The organism is Pseudonocardia acidicola (genome assembly GCF_012911935.1).
GTDB classification, from domain to species: Bacteria; Actinomycetota; Actinomycetes; order Mycobacteriales; family Pseudonocardiaceae; genus Pseudonocardia; species Pseudonocardia acidicola.
Window position 1 is genome coordinate 66,866 of record NZ_JAAXLA010000006.1, and the last position, 20,908, is coordinate 87,773.

The 20,908-nt window shown below is 73.8% G+C and carries 20 protein-coding genes and 1 riboswitch; of the genes, 5 read left to right on the plus strand and 15 right to left on the minus strand.

The window, feature by feature from the left end; genetic code table 11:
- Nucleotides 1-46: 46 nt before the first annotated feature.
- The gene (gene lepA / locus HF526_RS05180; RefSeq protein WP_169380093.1) at nt 47-1,888 is read right to left on the minus strand and encodes a translation elongation factor 4; all 1,842 of its coding nucleotides are present in this window, start codon (nt 1,886-1,888) and stop codon (nt 47-49) included.
- 332 nt (nt 1,889-2,220) lie between these two features.
- Nucleotides 2,221-2,352 (minus strand): hypothetical protein, encoded by a 132-nt coding sequence (locus HF526_RS36175; protein ID WP_275403887.1) that lies wholly within the window; start codon nt 2,350-2,352, stop codon nt 2,221-2,223.
- A gap of 122 nt (nt 2,353-2,474) precedes the next feature.
- Here HF526_RS36175 and cynS point away from each other — a divergent pair, with 122 nt between their 5' ends.
- Entirely contained in the window at nt 2,475-2,939 is a 465-nt protein-coding gene (cynS, locus tag HF526_RS05185) for a cyanase (protein WP_169380094.1), read from the plus strand.
- Here the strand turns inward: cynS and HF526_RS05190 are convergent.
- Nucleotides 2,893-3,786 carry a transglutaminase family protein gene (locus HF526_RS05190; RefSeq protein WP_338051305.1) on the minus strand — a complete coding sequence of 298 codons (894 nt, stop codon included), beginning with the start codon at nt 3,784-3,786 and terminating at the stop codon, nt 2,893-2,895. The two genes, cynS and HF526_RS05190, sit on opposite strands and share 47 nt — an antisense overlap.
- Complete coding sequence (locus tag HF526_RS05195; RefSeq protein WP_169380180.1) at nt 3,783-5,303, minus strand: circularly permuted type 2 ATP-grasp protein; 1,521 nt, start codon at nt 5,301-5,303, stop codon at nt 3,783-3,785. Before HF526_RS05195 ends, HF526_RS05190 begins: the two co-directional genes overlap by 4 nt.
- Before the next feature lie 134 nt (nt 5,304-5,437).
- Between HF526_RS05195 and HF526_RS05200 the strand changes: the two genes are divergently transcribed.
- Together HF526_RS05200 and rpsT are read left to right on the plus strand one after the other, a co-directional pair.
- Nucleotides 5,438-6,649: an MFS transporter gene (locus HF526_RS05200; RefSeq protein ID WP_169380096.1), complete on the plus strand. Its 1,212-nt coding sequence runs from the start codon at nt 5,438-5,440 to the stop codon at nt 6,647-6,649.
- A gap of 126 nt (nt 6,650-6,775) precedes the next feature.
- Nucleotides 6,776-7,036, plus strand: a complete 261-nt coding sequence (gene rpsT, locus HF526_RS35135; RefSeq protein ID WP_169380097.1) for a 30S ribosomal protein S20 — start codon at nt 6,776-6,778, stop codon at nt 7,034-7,036.
- Nucleotides 7,037-7,187: 151 nt separating this feature from the next.
- On the opposite strand, the gene holA is transcribed toward rpsT, so the two are convergent.
- A complete protein-coding gene (gene holA, locus HF526_RS05210) occupies nt 7,188-8,168 on the minus strand; it encodes a DNA polymerase III subunit delta (protein WP_338051306.1) in 981 nt (326 codons plus the stop codon).
- 136 nt (nt 8,169-8,304) lie between these two features.
- Nucleotides 8,305-8,443, plus strand: a riboswitch (SAM riboswitch).
- A 9-nt stretch (nt 8,444-8,452) separates the two neighbouring features.
- Between holA and thrC the strand changes: the two genes are divergently transcribed.
- The gene (gene thrC / locus HF526_RS05215) at nt 8,453-9,721 is read left to right on the plus strand and encodes a threonine synthase (protein ID WP_169380098.1); all 1,269 of its coding nucleotides are present in this window, start codon (nt 8,453-8,455) and stop codon (nt 9,719-9,721) included.
- Here the strand turns inward: thrC and HF526_RS05220 are convergent.
- The 7 genes from HF526_RS05220 to HF526_RS05250 form a co-directional block, all read right to left on the minus strand.
- Nucleotides 9,624-12,176, minus strand: coding sequence for a ComEC/Rec2 family competence protein (locus HF526_RS05220; RefSeq protein ID WP_169380099.1), 2,553 nt, complete (start codon nt 12,174-12,176; stop codon nt 9,624-9,626). The two genes, thrC and HF526_RS05220, sit on opposite strands and share 98 nt — an antisense overlap.
- Nucleotides 12,176-13,240 (minus strand): ComEA family DNA-binding protein, encoded by a 1,065-nt coding sequence (locus HF526_RS34490; protein ID WP_338051307.1) that lies wholly within the window; start codon nt 13,238-13,240, stop codon nt 12,176-12,178. The genes HF526_RS05220 and HF526_RS34490 overlap by 1 nt, the downstream gene beginning before the upstream one ends.
- A 181-nt stretch (nt 13,241-13,421) precedes the next feature.
- A complete protein-coding gene (locus HF526_RS05230) occupies nt 13,422-14,270 on the minus strand; it encodes a DegV family protein (protein ID WP_169380100.1) in 849 nt (282 codons plus the stop codon).
- Nucleotides 14,271-14,349: 79 nt separating this feature from the next.
- The gene (gene octT / locus HF526_RS05235; protein WP_169380101.1) at nt 14,350-15,081 is read right to left on the minus strand and encodes a diglucosylglycerate octanoyltransferase; all 732 of its coding nucleotides are present in this window, start codon (nt 15,079-15,081) and stop codon (nt 14,350-14,352) included.
- A gap of 1 nt (nt 15,082) precedes the next feature.
- Nucleotides 15,083-15,733, minus strand: coding sequence for a histidine phosphatase family protein (locus HF526_RS05240; protein ID WP_169380102.1), 651 nt, complete (start codon nt 15,731-15,733; stop codon nt 15,083-15,085).
- Nucleotides 15,730-16,146 (minus strand): ribosome silencing factor, encoded by a 417-nt coding sequence (gene rsfS / locus HF526_RS05245; protein ID WP_169380103.1) that lies wholly within the window; start codon nt 16,144-16,146, stop codon nt 15,730-15,732. The genes HF526_RS05240 and rsfS overlap by 4 nt, the downstream gene beginning before the upstream one ends.
- A 214-nt stretch (nt 16,147-16,360) precedes the next feature.
- On the minus strand, nt 16,361-17,335 hold the full coding sequence (locus tag HF526_RS05250) for an esterase/lipase family protein (protein ID WP_239028314.1): 975 nt from the start codon (nt 17,333-17,335) through the stop codon (nt 16,361-16,363).
- A 312-nt stretch (nt 17,336-17,647) separates the two neighbouring features.
- Here HF526_RS05250 and HF526_RS05255 point away from each other — a divergent pair, with 312 nt between their 5' ends.
- The gene (locus HF526_RS05255; RefSeq protein ID WP_169380104.1) at nt 17,648-17,821 is read left to right on the plus strand and encodes a hypothetical protein; all 174 of its coding nucleotides are present in this window, start codon (nt 17,648-17,650) and stop codon (nt 17,819-17,821) included.
- A gap of 145 nt (nt 17,822-17,966) precedes the next feature.
- Here the strand turns inward: HF526_RS05255 and nadD are convergent, their stop codons facing one another.
- The 3 genes from nadD to HF526_RS05270 all read right to left on the minus strand — a co-directional run bounded on the left by nadD (nt 17,967) and on the right by HF526_RS05270 (nt 20,782).
- Nucleotides 17,967-18,560, minus strand: coding sequence for a nicotinate-nucleotide adenylyltransferase (nadD, locus tag HF526_RS05260; RefSeq protein ID WP_169380105.1), 594 nt, complete (start codon nt 18,558-18,560; stop codon nt 17,967-17,969).
- A 70-nt stretch (nt 18,561-18,630) separates the two neighbouring features.
- Nucleotides 18,631-20,028: a dihydrolipoyl dehydrogenase family protein gene (locus HF526_RS05265; protein ID WP_169380106.1), complete on the minus strand. Its 1,398-nt coding sequence runs from the start codon at nt 20,026-20,028 to the stop codon at nt 18,631-18,633.
- Between the two features lie 121 nt (nt 20,029-20,149).
- Nucleotides 20,150-20,782: an alpha-ketoglutarate-dependent dioxygenase AlkB gene (locus tag HF526_RS05270; RefSeq protein ID WP_169380107.1), complete on the minus strand. Its 633-nt coding sequence runs from the start codon at nt 20,780-20,782 to the stop codon at nt 20,150-20,152.
- Nucleotides 20,783-20,908: the final 126 nt, after the last annotated feature.

The following is a 20,908-nucleotide window of genomic DNA, read 5'->3' on the forward strand; positions in this document are numbered from 1 at the left end:
CCGGCGCGACGTGATTGCGACGCCCCGGCGGCGCTGATCCCTGCGGTTACTTCTTCGCCTTGTCCGCGGTGGACTCGGTGGACAGTGCAGCGACGAAGGCCTCCTGCGGGACCTCGACCCGCCCGATGGTCTTCATCCGCTTCTTGCCCTCCTTCTGCTTCTCCAGCAGCTTGCGCTTACGGGTGATGTCACCGCCGTAGCACTTGGCGAGCACGTCCTTGCGGATCGCGCGGATGTTCTCCCGGGCGATGATGCGCGACCCGATCGCGGCCTGGATCGGCACCTCGAACTGCTGGCGCGGGATCAGCTCGCGCAGCTTGGTGGCCATCGACGTGCCGTAGGCGTAGGCGTCGTCCTTGTGCCGGATCGCCGAGAACGCGTCGACCGCCTCGCCCTGCAGCATGATGTCGACCTTCACCAGGTCGGCCTCCTGCTCGCCGGCCTCCTCGTAGTCGAGGCTCGCGTAACCGCGGGTGCGCGACTTCAGGGCGTCGAAGAAATCGAAGATGATCTCCGCGAGCGGCATCGTGTAGCGCAGCTCGACGCGGGTCTCGGACAGGTAGTCCATACCGCCGAGCTGGCCGCGCCGGCTCTGGCACAGCTCCATGATCGCGCCGATGAACTCCGACGGCGCCAGGATCGTCACCTTGACGATCGGCTCGAAGACCTTCGCGACCTTGCCCGTCGGCCAGTCCGACGGGTTGGTCACGGTCATCTCGGTGTCGTCGTCGCGCACGACCCGGTAGACGACGTTCGGCGCGGTGGAGATCAGGTCCAGCCCGGCCTCCCGCTCGAGGCGGTCGCGGGTGATCTCCAGGTGCAGCAGGCCGAGGAACCCGCAGCGGAAACCGAAGCCCAGCGCCGCCGAGGTCTCCGGCTCGTAGGTCAGCGCGGCGTCGTTGAGCTGCAGCTTGTCCAGCGCCTCGCGCAGCTCCGGGTACTGCGACCCGTCGACCGGGTAGAGCCCGGAGTAGACCATCGGCCGCGGCTCGCGGTACCCGGTCAGCGGCTCGGTCGCGCCCTTGCGCTGACTCGTGACGGTGTCGCCGACCTTGGACTGCCGGACGTCCTTCACCCCGGTGATCAGGTAGCCCACCTCGCCGACGCCGAGGCCCTCGGTCGGCTTCGGCTCCGGGGAGACGATGCCGACCTCGAGCAGCTCGTGGGTGGCCCCGGTGGACATCATCCTGATCCGCTCGCGCGGGGTGATCCGGCCGTCGACGACACGGATGTAGGTGACCACGCCGCGATAGGTGTCGTAGACCGAGTCGAAGATCATCGCCCGGGCAGGCGCGTCGGAGTCGCCGACCGGCGCCGGGACCTGGCGGACGACCTCGTCGAGGAGTTCCTTCACCCCGGCCCCGGTCTTGGCACTGACCCGCAGCACGTCCTCGGGCTCGCAGCCGATGATGTGCGCGATCTCGGCGGCGTAGCGGTCCGGGTCCGCGGCGGGCAGGTCGATCTTGTTGAGCACCGGGATGATCGTCAGATCCTTCTCCAGCGCCAGGTACAGGTTGGCCAGCGTCTGCGCTTCGATGCCCTGCGCGGCGTCGACCAGCAGGATCGCGCCCTCACAGGCCTCGAGCGCGCGGGACACCTCGTAGGTGAAGTCCACGTGGCCGGGGGTGTCGATGAGGTGCAGGACGTGGTCCTCACCGTCGACCTTCCACGGCAGCCGGACGTTCTGCGCCTTGATGGTGATGCCGCGCTCACGTTCGATGTCCATCCGGTCGAGGTACTGCGCGCGCATGGCGCGCTCCTCGACGACCCCGGTGAGCTGCAGCATGCGGTCCGCCAACGTCGACTTGCCGTGGTCGATGTGAGCGATGATGCAGAAGTTCCGGATGCGCTCCGGCGGGGTGAACGTGCGGTCGGCGTACGTCGTCACTCACAGATCCATTCAGATGCGGGTTGCTTCCATCGTCCCATGTGCGCGAGGTGGCCCCGCGCCTGCGTCGTTCCGCGGCCGCACCACTCGCCCGGGTGGCGCGTGGGTGACGGAGTGGAGTTGCAGGTGTGACGCCTGCCCCCGGCGGGCACGGGGCCTGCAGGAACTGCGCCGAGACCACTGCCAGCAACGATACGGAAAAAGGGGCCGGCGGGTGCCGCGCACGACCGTGACGGCGCCGAGATCGGCCCGGCCGGCCTCGTCACGGCGGCGCGCTGGGCGACGGTCACCACCGCAAGGTCGATCGGGCGGCGGTCGTCGACCAGCAGCGGCTACCCGGCGGGGAAGTCCGGAGGCCGGCCGTCCCATTCCGCGAGCGGCGCACGGTGCCGGCGCCAGTTCGCCGGCCGGGCGTCGGGCTCGAAGGCCCGGCCGAGCCCGCGCGCGGCGTCATCGCCATCCACGCGGCAATCACAACCCAACCACCCCCCCGTAGCGCCATGAGGGTGGCTCTGCTGGCATTGGACATCAGCAAAGCCACCCCGATGCAACGTGCCGGGGTGCACGAGACCCGAAAGGTCACCCGATGAGCGTCACGCCGATCCCCCCGCTGGACCGGAAGCAGGCCGCCGCAGCCGTTCTCGCCGCCAAGAAGCGGCTCGGGCTGCGCTGGGAGAACCTGGCCGAGATCCTCGGCCGCTCGACCGAGTGGTCCACCTCGGCCCTGCTCGGCCAGCAGCAGCTGACCGATGAGCAGGCGGCCGCCGTCGGCTCCGCGCTCGACCTGGACCAGAGCGTCGTCGACGCGCTGACGCTGCCGCCGCTGCGCGGTGCAGACGCCGTCGACACCACCGACCCGCTGGTCTACCGGCTCACCGAGATGGTTCAGGTCTACGGCGGGGCGATCCGCGAGTTGGTCCGCGAGGAGTTCGGCGACGGCATCGTCAGCGCGATCGATTTCGAGCTGAAGCTCGAACGCGTCACCGACCCCAAGGGCGATCGCGTCAAGATGACGATGAACGGGAAGTTCCTGCCCTACCGGGTCTGGTAGGGCAGGCGAGCCGCGTCATCTCCACCGTCACGTCGGGAGCCTTCGCCGGACCCCCGGAGTAGATGCCCTTGAGCGGCGGGACGTCGGAGTAGTCCCGGCCGCCGGCGACCCGGACGTGCCGGTGCGCGATCTCGATGTCGTTGGTCGGGTCGTAGCCCCACCAGCCGCCGGTCCACGCCTCGATCCAGGCGTGACTCTCCCCGCTCACGATCTCGTCGGTCCCGGCGTCGGCGCGGGGAAGCAGGTAGCCGGACACGTAACGCCCCGGAACGCCCATCGCGCGCAGCAGCAGCAACGTCACGTGCGCGAAGTCCTGGCAGACCCCCTTCCGCGCCTGCCATGCCTCGATCGCCGAGGTGTGCGCACCCGTCGTGCCCGCCTGGTAGGTCAGGTGCTCGCGCACCCAGCGGCCCGCGGCCACCACCGCGTCCGCGGGCTTGCGGCCGCGCCGCAACGACATCGCGACCCTGGCCAGCTCCCGGTCGGCGCAGACGAAGTCGGTGAACTCCAGCATCTCGGTGAACCGGTCCCGGATCGGCTCGGAGCCGAGCTTCTTCCAGGTCACCGATCGGGCGGGCGCGACGGCGTCGGCGGTCTCCACCACCGACGTGCCGGTGACCCGCAGCTCGGTGTGCGGGACGTGCAGGTCGAACGCGGTGACGATGGTGCCCCAGTAGTCGCGGTAGCGGTAGGGCCGGGTCGCCGGTGCCGTCCGGATCCGGCTGACGATCACGTTCTGCCGGGTGTCGCTGCTCGGGGTCAGCCGGGCCTCGTTGTAGGACTCGGTGATCGGCGCGCAGTACCGGTAGACGGTCTCGTGCACGACGCGGATCCGCCGACCCGTCACCCGGCCTCCAGCGCACGCCCCTCGGCGAGCACCCAGGTGTCCTTGCTGCCTCCGTCCGAGTCGATGACGAGGCTGCCCTCGGGCAGCGCGACCCGGGTCCATCCGCCGGGCAGCACGAACACGCCGTCGCCGCCGCCGTTGACCGCGAACAGACGCAGGCCGACGTGCCGCGGGACCAGCCGGCCGCCCGCGTTCGTGGGCACTGTGGACAGCTGGACCACGGGTCGGGCGATCCAGCCCCAGGGGTCCTTCCTGATCTGCTTGCGCGCTGCGGCGAGCTGCCTGGCGGTGGCGCTCGGCCCGAAGAGGATCCCGTAGCCGCCGGAGCCCCGGGCCGGCGTCAGCACCAGTTCGTCGAGGTGCGCCAGGACGTGGGCCCGCTCGTCGTCGAGCCAGCAGCGATGGGTCGCGACGTCGGGGAGCAGCTGCTTCTCCCCCAGGTAGTAGGAGATCATCTCGGGCACGTAGGTGGAGACGAGCCGGTCGTCGCCGACACCGTTGCCGGGAGCGTTCGCGATGGCGACGTTGCCGGCCCGCGCGGCGTTGAGCACCCCGGCGACGCCGAGCACCGAGTCCGGATCGAACTGCAGCGGGTCCAGGAATTCGTCCTCGATCCGGCGGTAGATCACGTCGACCTGCCGCTCGCCTCGGGCGGTGCGCAGGTAGGCGGAGTGGTCGCGGCAGAACAGGTCCCGGCCCTCGACGAGCTCGACGCCCATCCGCCGGGCCAGCAGCGTGTGCTCGGGGTACGCGTGGTCGTCGGCGCCGGGGGTGAGCACGACGACCACCGGGTCGGCCACGTTCGGCGCGGTGGCCAGCAGCGCCCGGAGCAGGTGGGCGCAGTAGTCACCGACGTGGCGCACCCGCTGTTCGCTGAGCAGGTCGGGGACGACCCGCGCCATCGTGCGCCGGTTCTCCAGCACGGAACCGACCCCCGACGGGTTGCGCAGGTTGTGCCCCAGAAGCCGGAAGGCGCCCGCCTGGTCGCGGACCAGGTCGAGGCCGGCGACGTGGATGCGCACGCCGCCCGGCGGGTCGAGGTTCGCCGCCACGCGGTGGAACCGCGCGCAGCGGGTGATCAGCCGGCGGGGGAGCACGCCGTCGCGGACGATCTGCGCGTCGCCGTGGACGTCGGCGAGGAACGCCTCGAGCGCGCGCACCCGCTGCACGATGCCGCGTTGCAGCTGCGACCACTCCCCCGCCGAGATCACCCGGGGCACGACGTCCAGCGGGATCGGACGCCGGCCCCGTACCGCGAGGGTGTCCTGGCCGATGGACGCGCGGTCCAGCGCCTCCGGCCGGGCGTCCGGCTCGGCCACCGCGGGCGCGAGGACGTCCCGCACCGCCCGGTACGGCGCGCGGACGGCGCCGTCGGGGGAGAACATCTCGTCGAACACCCCGGGATGCGGCCGGTCCGGCTCGAGATAGCCGTCGAACAGCAGGGACCCTGTCTGCCCGGCCCTCGCCGATCGCCGGGGCGGACTGTTCCGCTCGGCTGCTCGGCTCACACCGGTCATCTTCACCCAGCCGGGAGGGATGGGCCATCGCTGATCGGACGCGACCGCGGCGAGCCCGCCGATCAGGACGGCCGGCACGGCGTGTCCCACCTCACACTCTCCAGCGGCGCCGTCCCCGACCTACTCTCCAGAGCATGGCGACGCGGCCGCTGGCGACCGAGGTTGACTCTGCCCGCGGCTGGCTCACCGTCGCGGCCGCGTTCGTGTCGATGGCCGTCGTCTTCGGCGTGGCCTACAGCTTCGGCGCCTTCTTCGCCCCGATGGCCGCGGAGTTCGGCACCGGCAGCGGCGCCACCTCGATCGTCTTCTCGTTCACCGCGTTCTGCTGGTTCGCGCTGGGCTCGGTGAGCGGACGCGCGGTGGACCGGTTCGGCCCGCGCCCGGTGCTGCTGGTCGGTGCGGCGGCGCTCGCCGCCGGGCTGGTGACGACCTCGTGGGTCGCGCACCTGTGGGTGGGCTACCTGACCTACGGGCTGGGCGTCGGGATCGCGGTGGCCTGCGGATACGTGCCGATGGTCGCCGTGGTCGGCGGCTGGTTCGACCGGCGCCGCGGCGTCGCGCTCGCCGTCGCGGTCGCCGGGATCGGGGTCGGCACGCTGGCCGGCGCCCCGGTGGCCGCGGCCCTGATCGACGCCTACGGCTGGCGGCGCACCAATGTGATCTTCGCGATCGGCGGGACGCTGCTGCTCGTCGCGTGCGCCGTGGTGGCGCGCCGGCCGCCGGAGCCGCAGGGCGACTCGCCGTTGCCCGTGCGCGCGCTGGTGCGGACCCCGGCGTTCCGCTCGCTCTACGCCTCGACGCTGCTGGCCTCGCTGGCGCTGTTCGTGCCGTTCGTGTTCCTGCCGGCGTTCGCGGTCGAGGCCGGAGTGGACCCGGTGCCGGCCGCGACCATCGTCGGCGTGATCGGAGTGGCCAGCGTGGTCGGCAGGCTCGCGATCGGCGCCCTGGCCGACCGGATCGGCCGGATCCGCACCTACCAGGTCAGCTACGCGACCCTGGCCGTCAGCTTCCTGGCGTGGCTGGCCGCAGCGTCGGTGGGAAGGGCGTGGACGCTGCCGTTGCTCCTGGTGTTCGCGATCGTGCTCGGGATCGGCTACGGCGGATGGATCGCGCTGCAGCCGACCGTCGTCGCGGAGTTGTTCGGGCTGCGGGGGCTCGGCGGGCTGGTCGGCCTGATCTACACCGCGGGCGGGATCGGGGCGCTGCTCGGCCCGCCCCTGGCCGGACTGGTGATCGACACCACCGGGGGCTACCGGTGGTCCGTCGCCGGGGCGATGCTGTGCGGGGTCGGGGCGTTCCTGGCCCTGCTCCCTCTGAACCGGGGCGAATTTCACCGGTCCCGGTAGCGCTGTTAGCATGGTCAGCCGAATGCTCGGCGTGCTTGCCTGATCTGGGTCGACCCCATGATCCGGGCGCCGGAGCCCCAGATCAGTAGGCGTGCAGTCCAGGCAGGAAGAACTCGAGGCAAACGCGTGGCCAACATCAAGTCCCAGATCAAGCGGGTCAAGACCAACGAGAAGCGCCGCATGCGCAACAAGTCGGTCAAGTCGTCCGTTCGTACGGCGATCCGCCACTTCCGTGAGGCTGTGGAGCTCGGCGACGCCGAGAAGGCCACCGAGCTGCAGCGCACCGCCGCGAAGGCCCTCGACAAGGCCGCCAGCAAGGGCGTCATCCACAAGAACCAGGCCGCCAACCGCAAGTCGGCGATGGCCCACCGGATCAACAGCCTGTAACGAATCGCCGGTCCGATACCGACTCCTTCGCGGGGCCGGTTCGACCGAGCCCGCACCACTGACGGCGCTGCCCACTCCCGCGGGGCAGCGCCGTCGGGCTGTCCGGGGGCTTGCCGGGCCTTCCGGCCACGCCCGGCTGGGGATGACCCGGTCAGCGTGATTCGCGGGCGTCGATGATCCGCTGCACCGCCCGCTCCAGCGCGTAGGCCGGATCCGCGGCGGCGCCCTTGACGTCGGCGTTCACCTGGGCTGTCGCCGCGAACGCCGCGGCCAGCGCTTCCGGCCGCCAGGCCCGAACCTGCGATTGCGCCTTGCGGATCTTCCACGGCGGCATGCCGAGGCTGCCGGCCAGCCGGTTGGGATCGCCCCGCCCGGCCGCTCCAACCTTGGCCAGGGTGCGGACCGCGTCGGCCAGCGCGTCGGCGACGAGCACCGGCGCCACCCCCAGGACCAGCGCCCAGCGCAGCGCCTCGAGCGCCCCCGCCCGGTCCCCGGCCACCGCCTTGTCGGCGACCGCGAAGCCCGACACCTCCGCCTTGCCGCGGTGGTAGCGACGCACGGCGTGCTCATCGATCGTGCCGCCGGTGTCGGCCACCAGCTGTCCGGTCGCGGAGGCCAGCTCGCGCAGGTCCGAGCCCACGGCCTCGAGCAGCACCGGGACCGCGTCGCCGGCGATCTTGCCGCCGAGCCGGCGCACCTCGCTGCGGACGAAGTCGGCGCGTTCCTCGTAGCGGGTGACCTTCTCGCACTTCGTGAGCGCGGCCCCGGCCTTGCGCAGGTCGTCGGCCAGCGCCTTGCCGCGCGCCCCGCCGGCGTGCAGCACCACCAGCACGATCCCGTCGGCCGGCGCGGCGGCATAGGCGGTGATCGCCGCGGCCATCTCCTTGCCGACCTCGTGCCCTCCGGCCACCACGACCACCCGGCCCTCGGAGAACAACGACGGGCTGAGGTGCTCGGCCAATTGGCCCGGGGTCAGTTCGGAGCCGCGGAACCGGCGCACATCGGCGGTCGGATCGACGACGCGGACGGCAGCCAGCACCCCCTGCACGGCCCGCTCCACCAGCAGTTCCTCCTCGCCGATAATGAGCTGCAACGGCGCGGGAGCGGACGGCGGAGCCACCGGCGGAGTCACGCCGCCATGGTGGCGCACGGCCCGGACAGATCGTGACCCGGCTCCCAGATGGCGGGCCACGGCTGGGCAGAACGAACCGCCATGTCGTAGCGTGGGGCCCAACTCCGCGGCACCGCGCCGGGGGACAACCGAATATGGCTCATCCAGAGGGGCAGAGGGAACGGCCCGGCGAAGCCCCGGCAACCGGCGTCAACCGACGACCAGCGCGCACGCGCAGAGATCCGTCGACGATCACGGTGCCAATTCCGACCCGCGCAGTGCGGGGCAGATGAGGAGATCTCACGATGACGATGACTGCCGACGTCCCGGCGACCACCACCTACGACCTCGGGCCCGCTCGCGCCCTGTCCTGTCGCGAGTGCGGCCACCAGATCCCCCTCGCCGCGGAGTTCGCCTGCCCGCGGTGTTTCGGGCCGCTCGAGGTGGCCTACGAGTTCTCCGGCGTGACCCGCGAGTCGATCGAGGCGGGCCCGAAGTCGATCTGGCGCTACCGCCACCTGCTCCCGGTGCCGTCGGACGTGCAGTCCCACCTCAACACCGAGCCGGGCCTGACGCGGCTCATCCAGGCCGACCGGCTCGCCGCCGAGCTCGGCGTCCGCAAGCTGTGGATCAAGGACGACACCGGCAACCCGACGCACTCGTTCAAGGACCGCGTCGTCGCCGTCGCGCTGGCCGCCGCCCGCGAGCTCGGCTTCTCCGTCCTGTGCTGCCCGTCCACCGGCAACCTCGCGAACGCGGTCGCCGCCGCGGCCGCCCGGGCCGGCTGGGACTCGGTCGTGCTCATCCCGTCCTCGCTGGAGCAGGCCAAGGTGCTGACCACCGCCGTCTACGGCGGCACGCTGCTCGCGGTGGACGGCAACTACGACGACGTGAACCGGCTGGCCACCGAGCTCGCCGCAGAGCACGAGGACTGGGCGTTCGTGAACGTCAACGTCCGGCCCTACTACGCCGAGGGCTCCAAGACCCTCGGCTACGAGGTCGCCGAGCAGCTCGGCTGGCGGCTGCCCGAGCAGATCGTCGTTCCGGTGGCCTCCGGCTCGCAGCTGACCAAGGTGGACAAGGGCTTCACCGAGCTGGGCACGCTCGGGCTGGTCGAGCCGACCCCGTATCGGGTGTTCGGTGCCCAGGCCACCGGCTGCTCGCCGGTCGCCAAGGCCTTCGAGGACGGGCACGACGTGGTCCAGCCGGTGCGGCCGGACACGATCGCCCGCTCGCTGGCCATCGGCAACCCGGCCGACGGGCCCTACGTGCTCGACGCCGTCCGCCGCACCGGCGGCGCCATCGGGCACGTGACCGACGACGAGGTCGTCGAGGGCATCCGGCTGCTCGCCCGCACCGAGGGCGTGTTCGCCGAGACCGCCGGCGGCGTGACCGTCGCGACCGCGAAGAAGCTGATCGAGGCCGGCCAGATCGACCCCGACGCGGAGACCGTGCTGCTGATCACCGGCGACGGGCTCAAGACCCTCGACGCCGTGTCGGGGCAGGTCGGGCCGACCGCGACCGTACCGGCCACCAGCAAGGCCGTCCGCGAGGCGCTGGCCGGCCGGGGCTGAGCCGTCGGCCACGGCGGCGCCGGGCCGGCAGCGGATCACCGCGACTCACCAGCTCCAGGGCGGCGCCGGGATCGTGGTCGCCGGCCCCCGCGGGTGCGGTGACGGCGACGTCGCCGGCGAGGTCGGTGCGGCGCACCGTCACACCGGCCCGGGTGAGCGCGTCCATCAGACCGGGGTTGGGATGCCGGTAGGTGTTGCCCGCTCCGACGCTGACCAGCGCGACGCGCGGCGCGACCGCGTTGAGGAAGGTCGCCGAGCTGTAGCGCGAGCCGTGATGCGGCATCTTGAGCACGTCGGCCCGCAACGGGGCCCCGGACGCCACCAGATCGGCCTGGGCGGCGAGCTCCACGTCGCCGGTCAGCAGCACGGACCCGGCCGGGGTGGCCGCCCGCACCACGAGTGAGCCGTCGTTGACGGCGGTGCCGTCCTCCGGGTCGATCCACGACGCGGGGTGCACCGGCCCGATCACGTCCAGGGTCAGCGCCGGCCACGTCAGCCGCTGCCCGGCGGACAGCGCCACCAGCGGGGCGCCGGCACCGGCCGCCTGCCGCGCGACCTGCTCCAGCGACCACCGCGGTTCCCGGACCGGGCCGACCGCGACTCCGCCGACCGCGCGCCCGCGCAGCGCCCCCGCCAGGCCACCGGCGTGATCGGCGTGCAGGTGGCTGAGCACCACCAGCGCGATCCCGGTGACCCCGAGGCGGTCCAGGCAGGCGTCCACCAGGCCGTCGTCGGGGCCGGCGTCGACGAGCACCACCCGGCCCGGACGGCCGGTGGCCAGCACCAGGGCGTCGCCCTGGCCGACGTCGCAGGCCACCACCGCCCAGCCCGGCGGCGGCCACCCCGGCGGCACCAGCCGGGTCGGCACCAGGACCAGCATCAGCCCGAGCAACGCGGCCAGCAGCAGCGCCCGCAGCCGCGGCGACCGCCCCAGCACCGCCAGCAGCACGACCGTTCCGGTCAGCAGCAGCGCGCCCGGCACCCCGTCCGGCCAGTCCAGGACGCCGCCCGGGACCGCCGCCGCGTGGTCGGCCACCGCGACCAGCCAGGCCACCGCGGGGCCGGCCAGCCACGCGCAGGCCGCGGCGCAGGGTCCGCCCAGCGGGGAGACGACCGCGGCCAGCACACCGAGCACCGTCGCGGGCGCCACCGCGGGGACGACCAGCAGGTTCGCCAGGATCGAGACCAGGCTGACCTGCCCGCTGAGCCCGGCGATCACCGGTGCGGTCGCGACGCCCGCCGCCGCCGGGACGACCAGCGCCTCCGCGAGCCCGGGCGGCACGCCGCGGCGACGCAGCGCGGCGGCCCAGCCGGGTGCGACCAGCACCAGCGCAGCCGTGGCCAGCACGGACAGCGCGAACCCTGGGTCGACGGCGAGCCGCGGGTCGATCAGCAGCAGCATCAGCACGGCGGCGGCCAGCGCGGGCACCGCCGACCGGCGCCGTCCGAGGGCCAGCGCGAGCAGCACCACCCCGCCCATGACCGCCGCTCGCAGCACGCTCGGCGACGGCCGGGCGAGGATCACGAACCCGGCCAGCGCCACCCCGCTCAGCGCGGCGGCGAGCCGCGGATCGGCCCGGAACAGCCGCAGCAGGCCCAGGACCGCGCCACCCACGATCGCCAGATTCGCCCCGGACACGGCCGTCAGGTGAGTCAGCCCCGCGGCCCGGAAGTCCTCCTCGACCTCCGCCGTCTGGTTGCGGGTGTCCCCCACCGCCAGGCCGGGAAGCAACCCGGCCGAGGCGGTGGGCAGCACCGCGGCGGCCTCCCGCAGACCGTCCCGCAGCGACCCGGCGGCCGCCTGCCACCACGACGGCGGCCCGACCTGGCCGGGCGGGCCGCGCACCCGCAGCACCGCGACCGTCAGGTCCCGGCGCTGGGCGGGCGCCAGCAGCCCCTCGACGGTGACGGACTGCCCGGGCAGCAGCCCCGTCCAGCCCTCCGGCGCGGCGAGCAGGAGCACCCGGCCACCGGTGGCCCACGAACCGTCGTCGACCGCGGCGTGGCGCAGCACGGCGGGCACCAGGACCTGGGTGGCTCCCCCGGGCCGGGCGCCGTAGCCGGCGCCGCGGATCGGCCGGGGATCGTCGGCGAGCTCCACGCGCAGCGTCGCCGCGGCTCCCCGTTCGGCGGCGCCGGCCAGCGGATGCCCACGCACCTGCAGTACGTGGGTGCTGACGAGGACCCCGGCCGCGGCCGCGCACCCGGCGGCCGCGAGCACCCCGCTCGCCCAGGAGCGCCGGCGGTGCCGCGGCAACACCGCCACGACGAGCCCGCCGGCGGCCAGCGCGGTGAGCAGTGTCGCGGCGAGCGGGCCCGCGAGCAGCCCGGCCAGCACGACGGTCCAGGCCGCCAGGGCGCCCGGGACCAACCGCAGGTCGGGGCGGGTCCGCCGCTCGTCGTCGACAGCGGCCCGGGCCCCGATCGCGGCGCGCGTCCCCGCCGGCCGACCCATCAGACCGTCACCAGTTCGCGCAGCTGACCGAAGCGCCGCTCGCCGATGCCCTCGATCTCGCGGAGCTGGTCGACGCGGGTGAACCGACCGTTGCGGGCCCGCCACTCGAGGATGCGCTGGGCGGTGACCGGTCCCACCCCGGGCAGGCCGTCGAGTTGCTCCGCGGTGGCCCGGTTGAGGTCGATCCTGCCGCCGGGGGCCGCCGGGCCGGCCGTTCCACCGGCATCGGCGCCGGGACCCGGCGCCGTCGCGGCGGCGTCCGGGGCGGCCGGCACACCGACCGCGACCTGCTCACCGTCGCCGACCCGGCGGGCGAGGTTGACGGCGCTCAGATCGGTGCCGGCCAGCGGACCCCCGGCGGCCTCGATCACGTCGGCCACCCGCGAGCCGTCGGGGACCCGAACCAGGCCCGGCCTCGCCACCTTGCCCGCGACGCTCACGACGATCGGCCCGGGTGTGCCGGCCGCCGGATCGGGCGCGGCGTCGGCCTGAGCGCCGGCGGCGGGGTCGGCGCTCAGGCCGACCCTGGGCAACGCGGTGACCGGTTCCGCCTGTGGCCGCCCGGACCAGACCCCGACGGCCGCCAGCACCGCGGCCACGGCGGCCACCAGCGCGAGCGCGGTCGCCCCCGGCCGGCCCGGGTCGAGCCGGGCACCGCGCCAGCCCTCCGGGACCCAGCGACGCACGGCGGCCCGGGCCCGCCCGGTGATCGCGGCGTGGGCCGGCCGTCCGGGGCGATCCGGCGTCCCCGCCTGCTCGTCGGGCCCGGCCCCGTGCGGTTCCGCGGGATCACTCGCCGCCGCTGCCGGGCCGGCTGCGGGACCGCCCCGGGGAGACCGGGTGGCCACCCGGGGCAATGGCAGCGTGGGCGGGTCGTCGGCGTCAGCACCACGGGCCGGGCCGGGCCGGGCGGACGCCGGCTGCCCGCCCGCCGATCCCCGTGCAGCGGCACCGGACCGCCGCGACGGCACCACCGCGGCTGCGCCGTAGGGCCGCCCGACGGGGATGGCGAGCACGGTCGCCAGCCGTCGCCCGGCGTCGGGGTGGGGGTCTCGGCGGGCCACGCCATCGACGCTAGGACGAGCAGGAACCCGTTCGCGCAACCTCGTCGCCCGCTGTGGATGGCGGATCCCCGATGGGGACAACCGACCACGCCAGCGGTCCACAGTGGCGGTCTCGTCGGTGCGGTCGGGCATCCTGGGCGGGGACCCGCGGCGCGCCGCGCGCCGGCCCGGCGCGCCCGCCTCAGGCCTTCGGCACCACGACCACGCCGAGCAAGCCGGTCCCGGCGTGCGCACCGATCACCGCGCCCACTTCGGACACCAGCAGCCGATCGGCGTGCGGCAGCCGGGCCCGCAGCCGTTCGGCCAGGTCGTCGGCCCGCCGGGCCGCGCCCAGGTGATGCACCGCCAGGTCGACCGGCCCGCAGCCCGCCGCCTGCACCGCGAGATCGACCAGCCGCTGCGACGCCCGCTCGGTGGTCCGCACCTTCTCCAGCGGCATGATCCGGCCCTCGGACAGGTGCAGCAACGGCTTCACCGCCAGCGCCGTCCCGAGCAGCGCCGCGGCCGCCCCGATGCGTCCGCCGCGGCGCAGCCGGTCCAGGTTGTCGACCGAGAAGAACACCCGGCAGCGGGCCGCGACGTCGGCCGCCGCGTCCTCGACCACCGCGCCGCCGGCCCCCGCGTCGGCGGCATCCGCCGCGGCCAGCACCGCGTAGCCCAGGCCCATCGCCATCGCCCGCGAGTCGACCACCCGCACCCGGTCGGGGCCGACCTCCTCCGCGGCCAATCGCGCGGCGTCCCACGTCCCGGACAGCTCACGGGACAGGTGCACCGAGACGACCCCGTCCGCTCCCTGCGCCAGCGCCTCCCGGAAGCAGGCGGCGAACGCGGCCGGCGTGGGCCGGGAGGTCTGCACATCCAGATGCCGGTCGGCGAGAGCCGCGACGAGTTGGGTCGGGCCGATGTCCTGCCCGTCGCGCCCGACGCGGTCGCCCAGCCGCACCTCGAGGGGGACGATCCGGATACCGCGCTGCTCGGCAACGCCCGGGGGTAGGTAGGTGGTCGAGTCGGTCACCACGGCGACGGGCACGTCGACGCACCTTAAGGCATGTCGCGGCGCGGGACAGAAGACCCGGACGAATCGGACCTGGACGGGCCGTCGACGATGCTCATTCCCCGAGCTCCGGCTCCAGCAACTCCGCCAGCGCCGCGCCGACCGCGGCGTGCGCCGGCCAGCCCCAGTGCATGCCGTCGGGATTGCCCTGCCCGGACAGCACGTGATCCCCCACCAGCGCCGGCAGGTCCAGCAACGCGACCCCCGCGCCCGCCGCCCACTCCCGGGTCGCCCGCTCTGCAGCCGCCCGGCCCGCGTGCACCCCCGCATAGACCGAGGCCCGATGCACCGACGGCAGCGCCGCGACCACCGGGACCCCCGGCCGGATCGCGTGCACCGCCTGCCGGCACTGCTCCAGGTAGCCGACGGTGAGCCGGGGCGGCAGCGCCACCGGCCCACCCCCGGGCAGCACGGCGAACGCGCGGGACAGGCCCGGCTGGGCACGCTGGTACCCGGCGCGAACCGCCCGGCGGAGCCGGTCGGGCCGCAGCACCGGGATGAGCTCGCGCAGCGCGGTGGGCAGCGGCGACGGTAGCGTGTCCATGCCGCCGACGCCGAGGACCAGCGCGTCCACCTTCGGCATGACCGCCCACACCCGCGGGTCGCGGGTCAGGGCATGCCAGGCGTGTCGCGCGGTCCAGCCGATGCCGGCGACGAGTACGGCGCGCCCGCCGAGCCCGGCCGCGGCGACGTTGGGCCACAGCCGCGGCTCGTCGGCCGGCTCACCGCGCTCCGGGCCGTGGAAGGCGAGGGAGTCGCCGAGGACCAGCAGCAGCGGTCCCCGCATCTCACTCGCCCGCGCCAACGTTGTACCCGGTCAGCCGCCAGCGCGGGTGGCCCGGGCGGCGGGCCAGTGTCACCCAGCGGGCGTTGCCCACCCCGCCGATCGACGGCCAGGTCTCCTCGGGCAGCCTCAGCAACCCCGACGCCAGGCCCGCGATCAGCCCGCCGTGGGCCACCAGCAAGCCCGTCCGGCCGTCGCCGTCGACGTCGCCGTCGCCGTCGACGCCGGCGGCCAGCTCGGCGTCGAGTTCACGTACCACCGGCAGCGACCGGGCCACGACCTCCACCCGGGACTCACCGCCGGGCGGGGCCCAGGTCGGGTCGGAGCGCCAGGTCGCGATCGCGCCCGGCCAGTCGGCTTCGATCTCGTCGATCGTGCGGCCCTGCCACTCCCCCAGGTGTGTCTCACGCAGCCGCGAGTCCAGTTTCACGGGCAGCCCGGTGACCGCGGCGACCTGGTCCGCGGTGTCGACCGCCCGGCTCAGGTCCGAACTGATCAGCCGGTCGGCTCCGAACCGGGCCAGCTCCCGGGCCGCCCGGGCCACCTGCGTACGGCCCTCGTCGGTCAGCTGCGAGTCGATATGCCCCTGCATCCGGCCCGCGACGTTGTAGTCGGTCTGTCCGTGCCGCAGCAGGATCAGCCTGCGCAGGCTCACCCGGCCGCGCCAGGAGGCGGGGTGGAGCCTGCGCCGTTGGCCTGCTCCGCGGTGTCCAGCTCGGGGAACTCGATCTGCGGGCAGTCCTTCCAGAGCCGATCGAGGCCGTAGAAGCCGCGCTCGTCGCTGTGCTGCACGTGCACCACGACGTCGGTGAAGTCCAGCAGCACCCACCGTCCTTCGCGCGTGCCCTCCCGCCGAGTCGGCTTGACGCCGTGCTCGCGCAGTTTCTCCTCGACCTCGTCGACGATCGCCTGGACCTGCCGCTCGTTGGGCGCCGAGGCGATGACGAAGCAGTCGGTGATGACCAGCTGCTCCGAGACGTCCAGCACGACGATGTCGTGGGCCTTCTTGTCCGCGGCGGCCGCCACGGCCACCCGGGCCAGCTCGAGCGCCTGATCGGTTGCCGTCACTACCGTCGATCCCCTTCCCGTGCGGCCCGGTCCGGGCCGCCACCCGACTCGATTGTCCCAGCATGCCTGGGGACGCCTGACTCAGGAGGGTTCACCGCGACGCCATGCCCGTCGGCGCGCCCCTTCGGCCCGGCAGCCGGCCGGACGTCATCCGACCGACCCCGACCGGGCAGCCGGTGGCAGAAGAGGCTGCGCCGGTCATGATCGGCCGGACTCAGCTACGGGCGTAGGGCTGCAGCGGCGGCTCCACCGCGACGTGCGGCGCGCCCGCCAGGCTCGTCGCGACCTGGCTGTTGAAGCGCAACTCATTCGCGGGCAACGCGACCGGGTCGACGCCGGGCATCAGCGGGGCGCTGCACACGGCCCGGTCGATCCGGGCGGCGTCGGCGGGACCCGCGTGGTCCAGCGCGTCGATCACCACCGCGTAGGCCACCGGGTCGATGGTCCCCATCATGAGGTGGTCGGCCACGTGGGCTGGGCAGATCTGCTGCACCGCGATGTTGCTGATGCGCCCCGGCCCGGTGTACAGCGACGAGCTCGCGTCGGGCGGCAGGTTCGGCACGACGACCTCGTCCTGCACCGAATAGACCTGCGTGTAGTTGATCCCGGAGTAGGTCTCCCGGCCCGCGTTCAGCGTGGCCAGGAAGCGCGAGCCGGTGCGCTGCTGCCAGATCGACGGCGCGCACCCGGTGGCACAGATCGCGAAGGCGTCGAGCGTGCCGTGGTTCGACGGATCGATGCCGATCACGTCGTCGACGTCGCCGCGGGTGTCGGGCCAGAACTTCAGCGCCCACCGGGTGATCATCCCGCCCTGGCTGAAACCGACGACGTCGACGTGGCGCCCGGCGCGGTCAGCCATCGTCCGCAGGGCGGAGACGACGTACTCGGCCGAGACCTGGATGTCGGACATCCCGTGGTTCGGCAGGGTCACCGCGCAGTACGACCTGCCCACCGCGGCGAACGCGCGCTCGTAGTTCCAGTCGAAGTTGACGTCCGCGGTGAGCGTGGTGCCGGGGATGAGCAGCACCGGGTCCTGCGTCGCGTTGTCGATGCCGGCGCTGCAGGTCAGGCTCGCCGCCAGGTCGGCCGGTGCCACGTCCAGCCGCGGACCCGTGTCCGCGACGGCAGGCGACACCCCGACCGACACCGCCACCAGCGCGGCAGCCGCTGCCGCCACGATCGCAGCCAACGCGCGCGGACCTCGACGTCCCACTCGCCCCACCCCTCGCGAATACCGTTGTGAGCTGCAACGACCGAGTCCGTGGACGGATACGTGCAGCCGAGCCGAGATGGCGTGACGAAGGTGGGGCAGGGGCCCACACTGAGCGCTCACCGCGTCGTGCATCGCGGGTGCGCAACCCGGACGAAGGGGGGCGACCATGGGGGTGACGAACTCGTACCGGCCGGCGGATCCGCCGGGGCCGGTGCTGGAGACCACTGTCGGTAGTGTTCTGCGGGAGGCCGCGGCATCGGCCGCGGACGAGCCGGCGATGGTGGGGGCTTGCCCGACCCGGCGGCGCGACGGTGCTGGACCTTCGGTGAGGTGCTCGACGAGACCGAGCGGGTGGCCCGCGCGTTGACCGCGCGGTTCGCGCCCGGAGAGCGGGCGGCCGTGTGGGCGCCCAACCCGCCGGAGTGGCGGTGCTGGAGTTCGGGGCTGCACCGGCCGGGTTGACGCTGGTCACGGTGATCCCGGGCAGCCCGCCTGCCTGGGTGAGCTCACGGCGGACCGCCGCGCGGGGCCACCTTCGGGCTTCGGCCTGCATGCGGTCCTGGGCGCGGGTTGTACCCGGACCACCCCGGCTGATCGTTTTCGCTGGTCAGGACTCCGCGTCGCGGTAGAGGTGGCGCTTGGAGATGTACTGCACGACCCCGTCCGGCACGAGGTACCAGACGGGCCTGCCCTCGGCGACGCGCCGGCGGCAGTCGGTCGAGGAGATCGCCATGGCCGGAACCTCGATCAGGGTGACCGCGCCGTCGGGCAGGTGCTCGTCGCCGAGCTCGTAACCGGGCCGGGTGACGCCGACGAAGTGCGCGTAGGTGAACAGCTCGTCGAGCTTGCGCCAGGACAGGATCTGCGACAGCGCGTCGGCACCGGTGATGAAGAACAGCTCGGCGTCGGGCATCGTGGCGTGCAGGTCGGCGAGGGTGTCGGCGGTGTAGGTGGGTCCGCCGCGGTCGATGTCGACACGACTGACCGAGAACCGCGGGTTCGAGGCGGTGGCGATGACCGTCATCAGGTAGCGGTCCTCGGCGGGACCGACCTGGCGTTCGGTCTTCTGCCACGGCTGCCCGGTGGGCACGAAGATGACCTCGTCGAGGTTGAACCGGTCGGCGACCTCGCTGGCCGCGACCAGGTGGCCGTTGTGGATGGGATCGAATGTCCCACCCATCACACCGATCCTCCGCCGCACCGGCGCAGCCTAGACGGCGCAACCCGTGTCGTGATCACCGGCGCGTGCGGGATCGGGCATCGGGGGCAGGTCAGTGCTGCCCGACCGGCACCGGTTCCCGGACGGCGACGCGCTCCGCGAGCTCGACGAGCGGACCCTCCAGCACCTCGCTGAAGGTGGGGAACGGGTGCACGACGTCGGTGAGCACCGACAGCGGGATGTCTCCGCGCACCGCGAGTGACATCTCGGAGATGAACTCCTCCGCATGCCCCCCCATCGCGGTGGCCCCGATGACGGTGCGCCGGGACGGGTCGGCGACCAGCTTGACCCATCCCGTCGACACGCCGTCGATCTGCGCGCGGACGGTGTCGCCGAGATCGGCCTTGGCGACGAGCGGCTCGATGCCGGCGGCCCGGGCCGAGGATTCGGTGTGCCCGACGGCGGCCAGGGCCGGCTCGGTGTAGACCGCGCGCGGGACCGCCCGGTAGTTCGCGACGGCCTCGCGTCCCATGAGATTGGCCGCGACGATCCGGCCCTGGTACTCAGCGGTGTGGGTGTGCGGGCTGATGCCGGTGACGTCGCCGACCGCCCACACGTGCGGGGCACCGACCACGCGGCAGTGATCGTCGACGGGCATCGGAGCACCCGGCCGGACCTGCAGGCCGACCTCCTCGAGTCCGAGGTCGATCGTGTACGGCACCCGGCCCGCGGCCAGCAGCAGCTTGTCGGCGTCGACCGGCCGCCCGGTGTCGAGCGCGACCCGGACCCCGGTGCCGCGGGGGGAGATCTCGGTCACGGTGGCGCCCGGCAGCACCCGGCCGTCCACGGTGTGCAGCGCCTCGGTCAGGGTGTCGGCGACCTCCGGCTCCTCACGCGGCAGCAGCCGGTCGGCCTTCTCCACCACCGTGGTCACGGAGCCGAACAACGCGAACAGGTGGGACAGCTCGCAACCGACCGGGCCCCCGCCCAGCACCACGATCGACTCGGGCAGCCCGTCGGAGCTCATCGCCTCCTCGCTGGTCCACGGTTCGATGTTCTCGATGCCGGGCACCGGCGGGATCTCGGGGACCGACCCGGTGTCGATCACCAGGTCGCGGTAGCGGATGCGCACCCCGGAGACGTCCACCACGCCCGGCCGCACGATTCGGCCGTGGCCGCGGAACAGCTTGTGGCCCGCCCGGCGCAGCTGCTCGGCGGCCTCGAAGTCGTCGCGGTTGTGCACCAGCTTGTCGCGCCGCCGCACGGTCATCGTGTACGCGGTCTCGGGCGGCTCCGGGCCGAGGAAGACCGGCATGAACTCCGGGTTCGACGCCAGCCCCCATACGTGCGCGGTCTGCAGCATGGCCTTGCTCGGCACGCAGGCCAGGTACGGGCAGTTCCCACCGACCAGGCCCTGCTCCACGACGGCCACGCTGCGTCCGGGCAACGAGTTCCAGGTCATCTGGGCCCCGGGGCCAGACCCGATGATCACGACGTCGAAGGCCTCCATGGCGGGCTCCTCTCCACCGGCGGGAGTGCCGATGCTGCCCGGCCCGCCGGGCGCGGCGCCTCGGCCCGCCGGTGCCAGCCCGTCGGTGGGAACCTGTCCTTCCGGGGGGAGGCGACCCGGTTCAGCGCGGGTAGGCGTGCCGGAACTGGACGCTGATCCGCGGTCCGGCCGTCCTGACCTTGGGCACGGCGTGCTGCCAGGTCCGCTGGCACGAGCCGCCCATCACCAGCAGGTCGCCGGGGCCGGGCAGGAAGCGCACGCTCGTGCCGCCGCCGCTGGGGCGCAGCCGGAAGGGCCGGACCGCGCCGAGCGAGACGAGCGCGACCACGGCCGAGGGCAGCTCGCGGGCGACCCGGTCGCCGTGCCAGGCGACGCTGTCGGCGCCGTGGCGGTAGAGGTTGACTCCCACCTGGGTGAACGCCACGCGATAGCGCTCGCCCAGCGCCGCGGCCATCGTACGCAGCACCGGAACCGGTGGGCCCGGTCCGTCGTCGAGGCTCCAGCGGTGGGTCAGCCGGGGTTCGGGCAGCACGCGCTCGTACATCCGGATGTCGCGCCGCCGCCACGGGGTGAGCTCGAGCAGCCGGGTGAACAGCTCGTCGGCGCCGCGCAGCCAGCCCGGCTGGTGGTCGACCCAGGCGCCGCCGGCCAGCTCGTGGCGCCGCAGCCCGCGCCCGTCCACGGCCAGCTCGATGCCGGCACCCGCCGCGGCGGTGTCGAGCAGCGACGGCTGCCAGGCGAGATCGAGGGCCACGGCCCGACTGTAGCGGTTCTCGAACGCATGTTCGAGCTCCGGCGGGTGCGGGGTATCGGCCTGCGGAGCCCAATCGGCCGCGCGGACCCTGCGCTGCCGGGTGCAGGCGAACCGCGGCGACGACTG

Coding starts and splice junctions, on each gene's coding strand:
- cynS (WP_169380094.1), top strand. CDS start 2,475: ATGAGCGTCACGCCGATCCCCCCGCTGGACCGGAAGCAGGCCGCCGCA.
- HF526_RS05195 (WP_169380180.1), bottom strand. CDS start 5,303: ATGACCGGTGTGAGCCGAGCAGCCGAGCGGAACAGTCCGCCCCGGCGA.
- HF526_RS05200 (WP_169380096.1), top strand. CDS start 5,438: ATGGCGACGCGGCCGCTGGCGACCGAGGTTGACTCTGCCCGCGGCTGG.
- thrC (WP_169380098.1), top strand. CDS start 8,453: ATGACGATGACTGCCGACGTCCCGGCGACCACCACCTACGACCTCGGG.
- HF526_RS05220 (WP_169380099.1), bottom strand. CDS start 12,176: ATGGGTCGGCCGGCGGGGACGCGCGCCGCGATCGGGGCCCGGGCCGCT.
- octT (WP_169380101.1), bottom strand. CDS start 15,081: ATGCGGGGACCGCTGCTGCTGGTCCTCGGCGACTCCCTCGCCTTCCAC.
- HF526_RS05265 (WP_169380106.1), bottom strand. CDS start 20,028: ATGGAGGCCTTCGACGTCGTGATCATCGGGTCTGGCCCCGGGGCCCAG.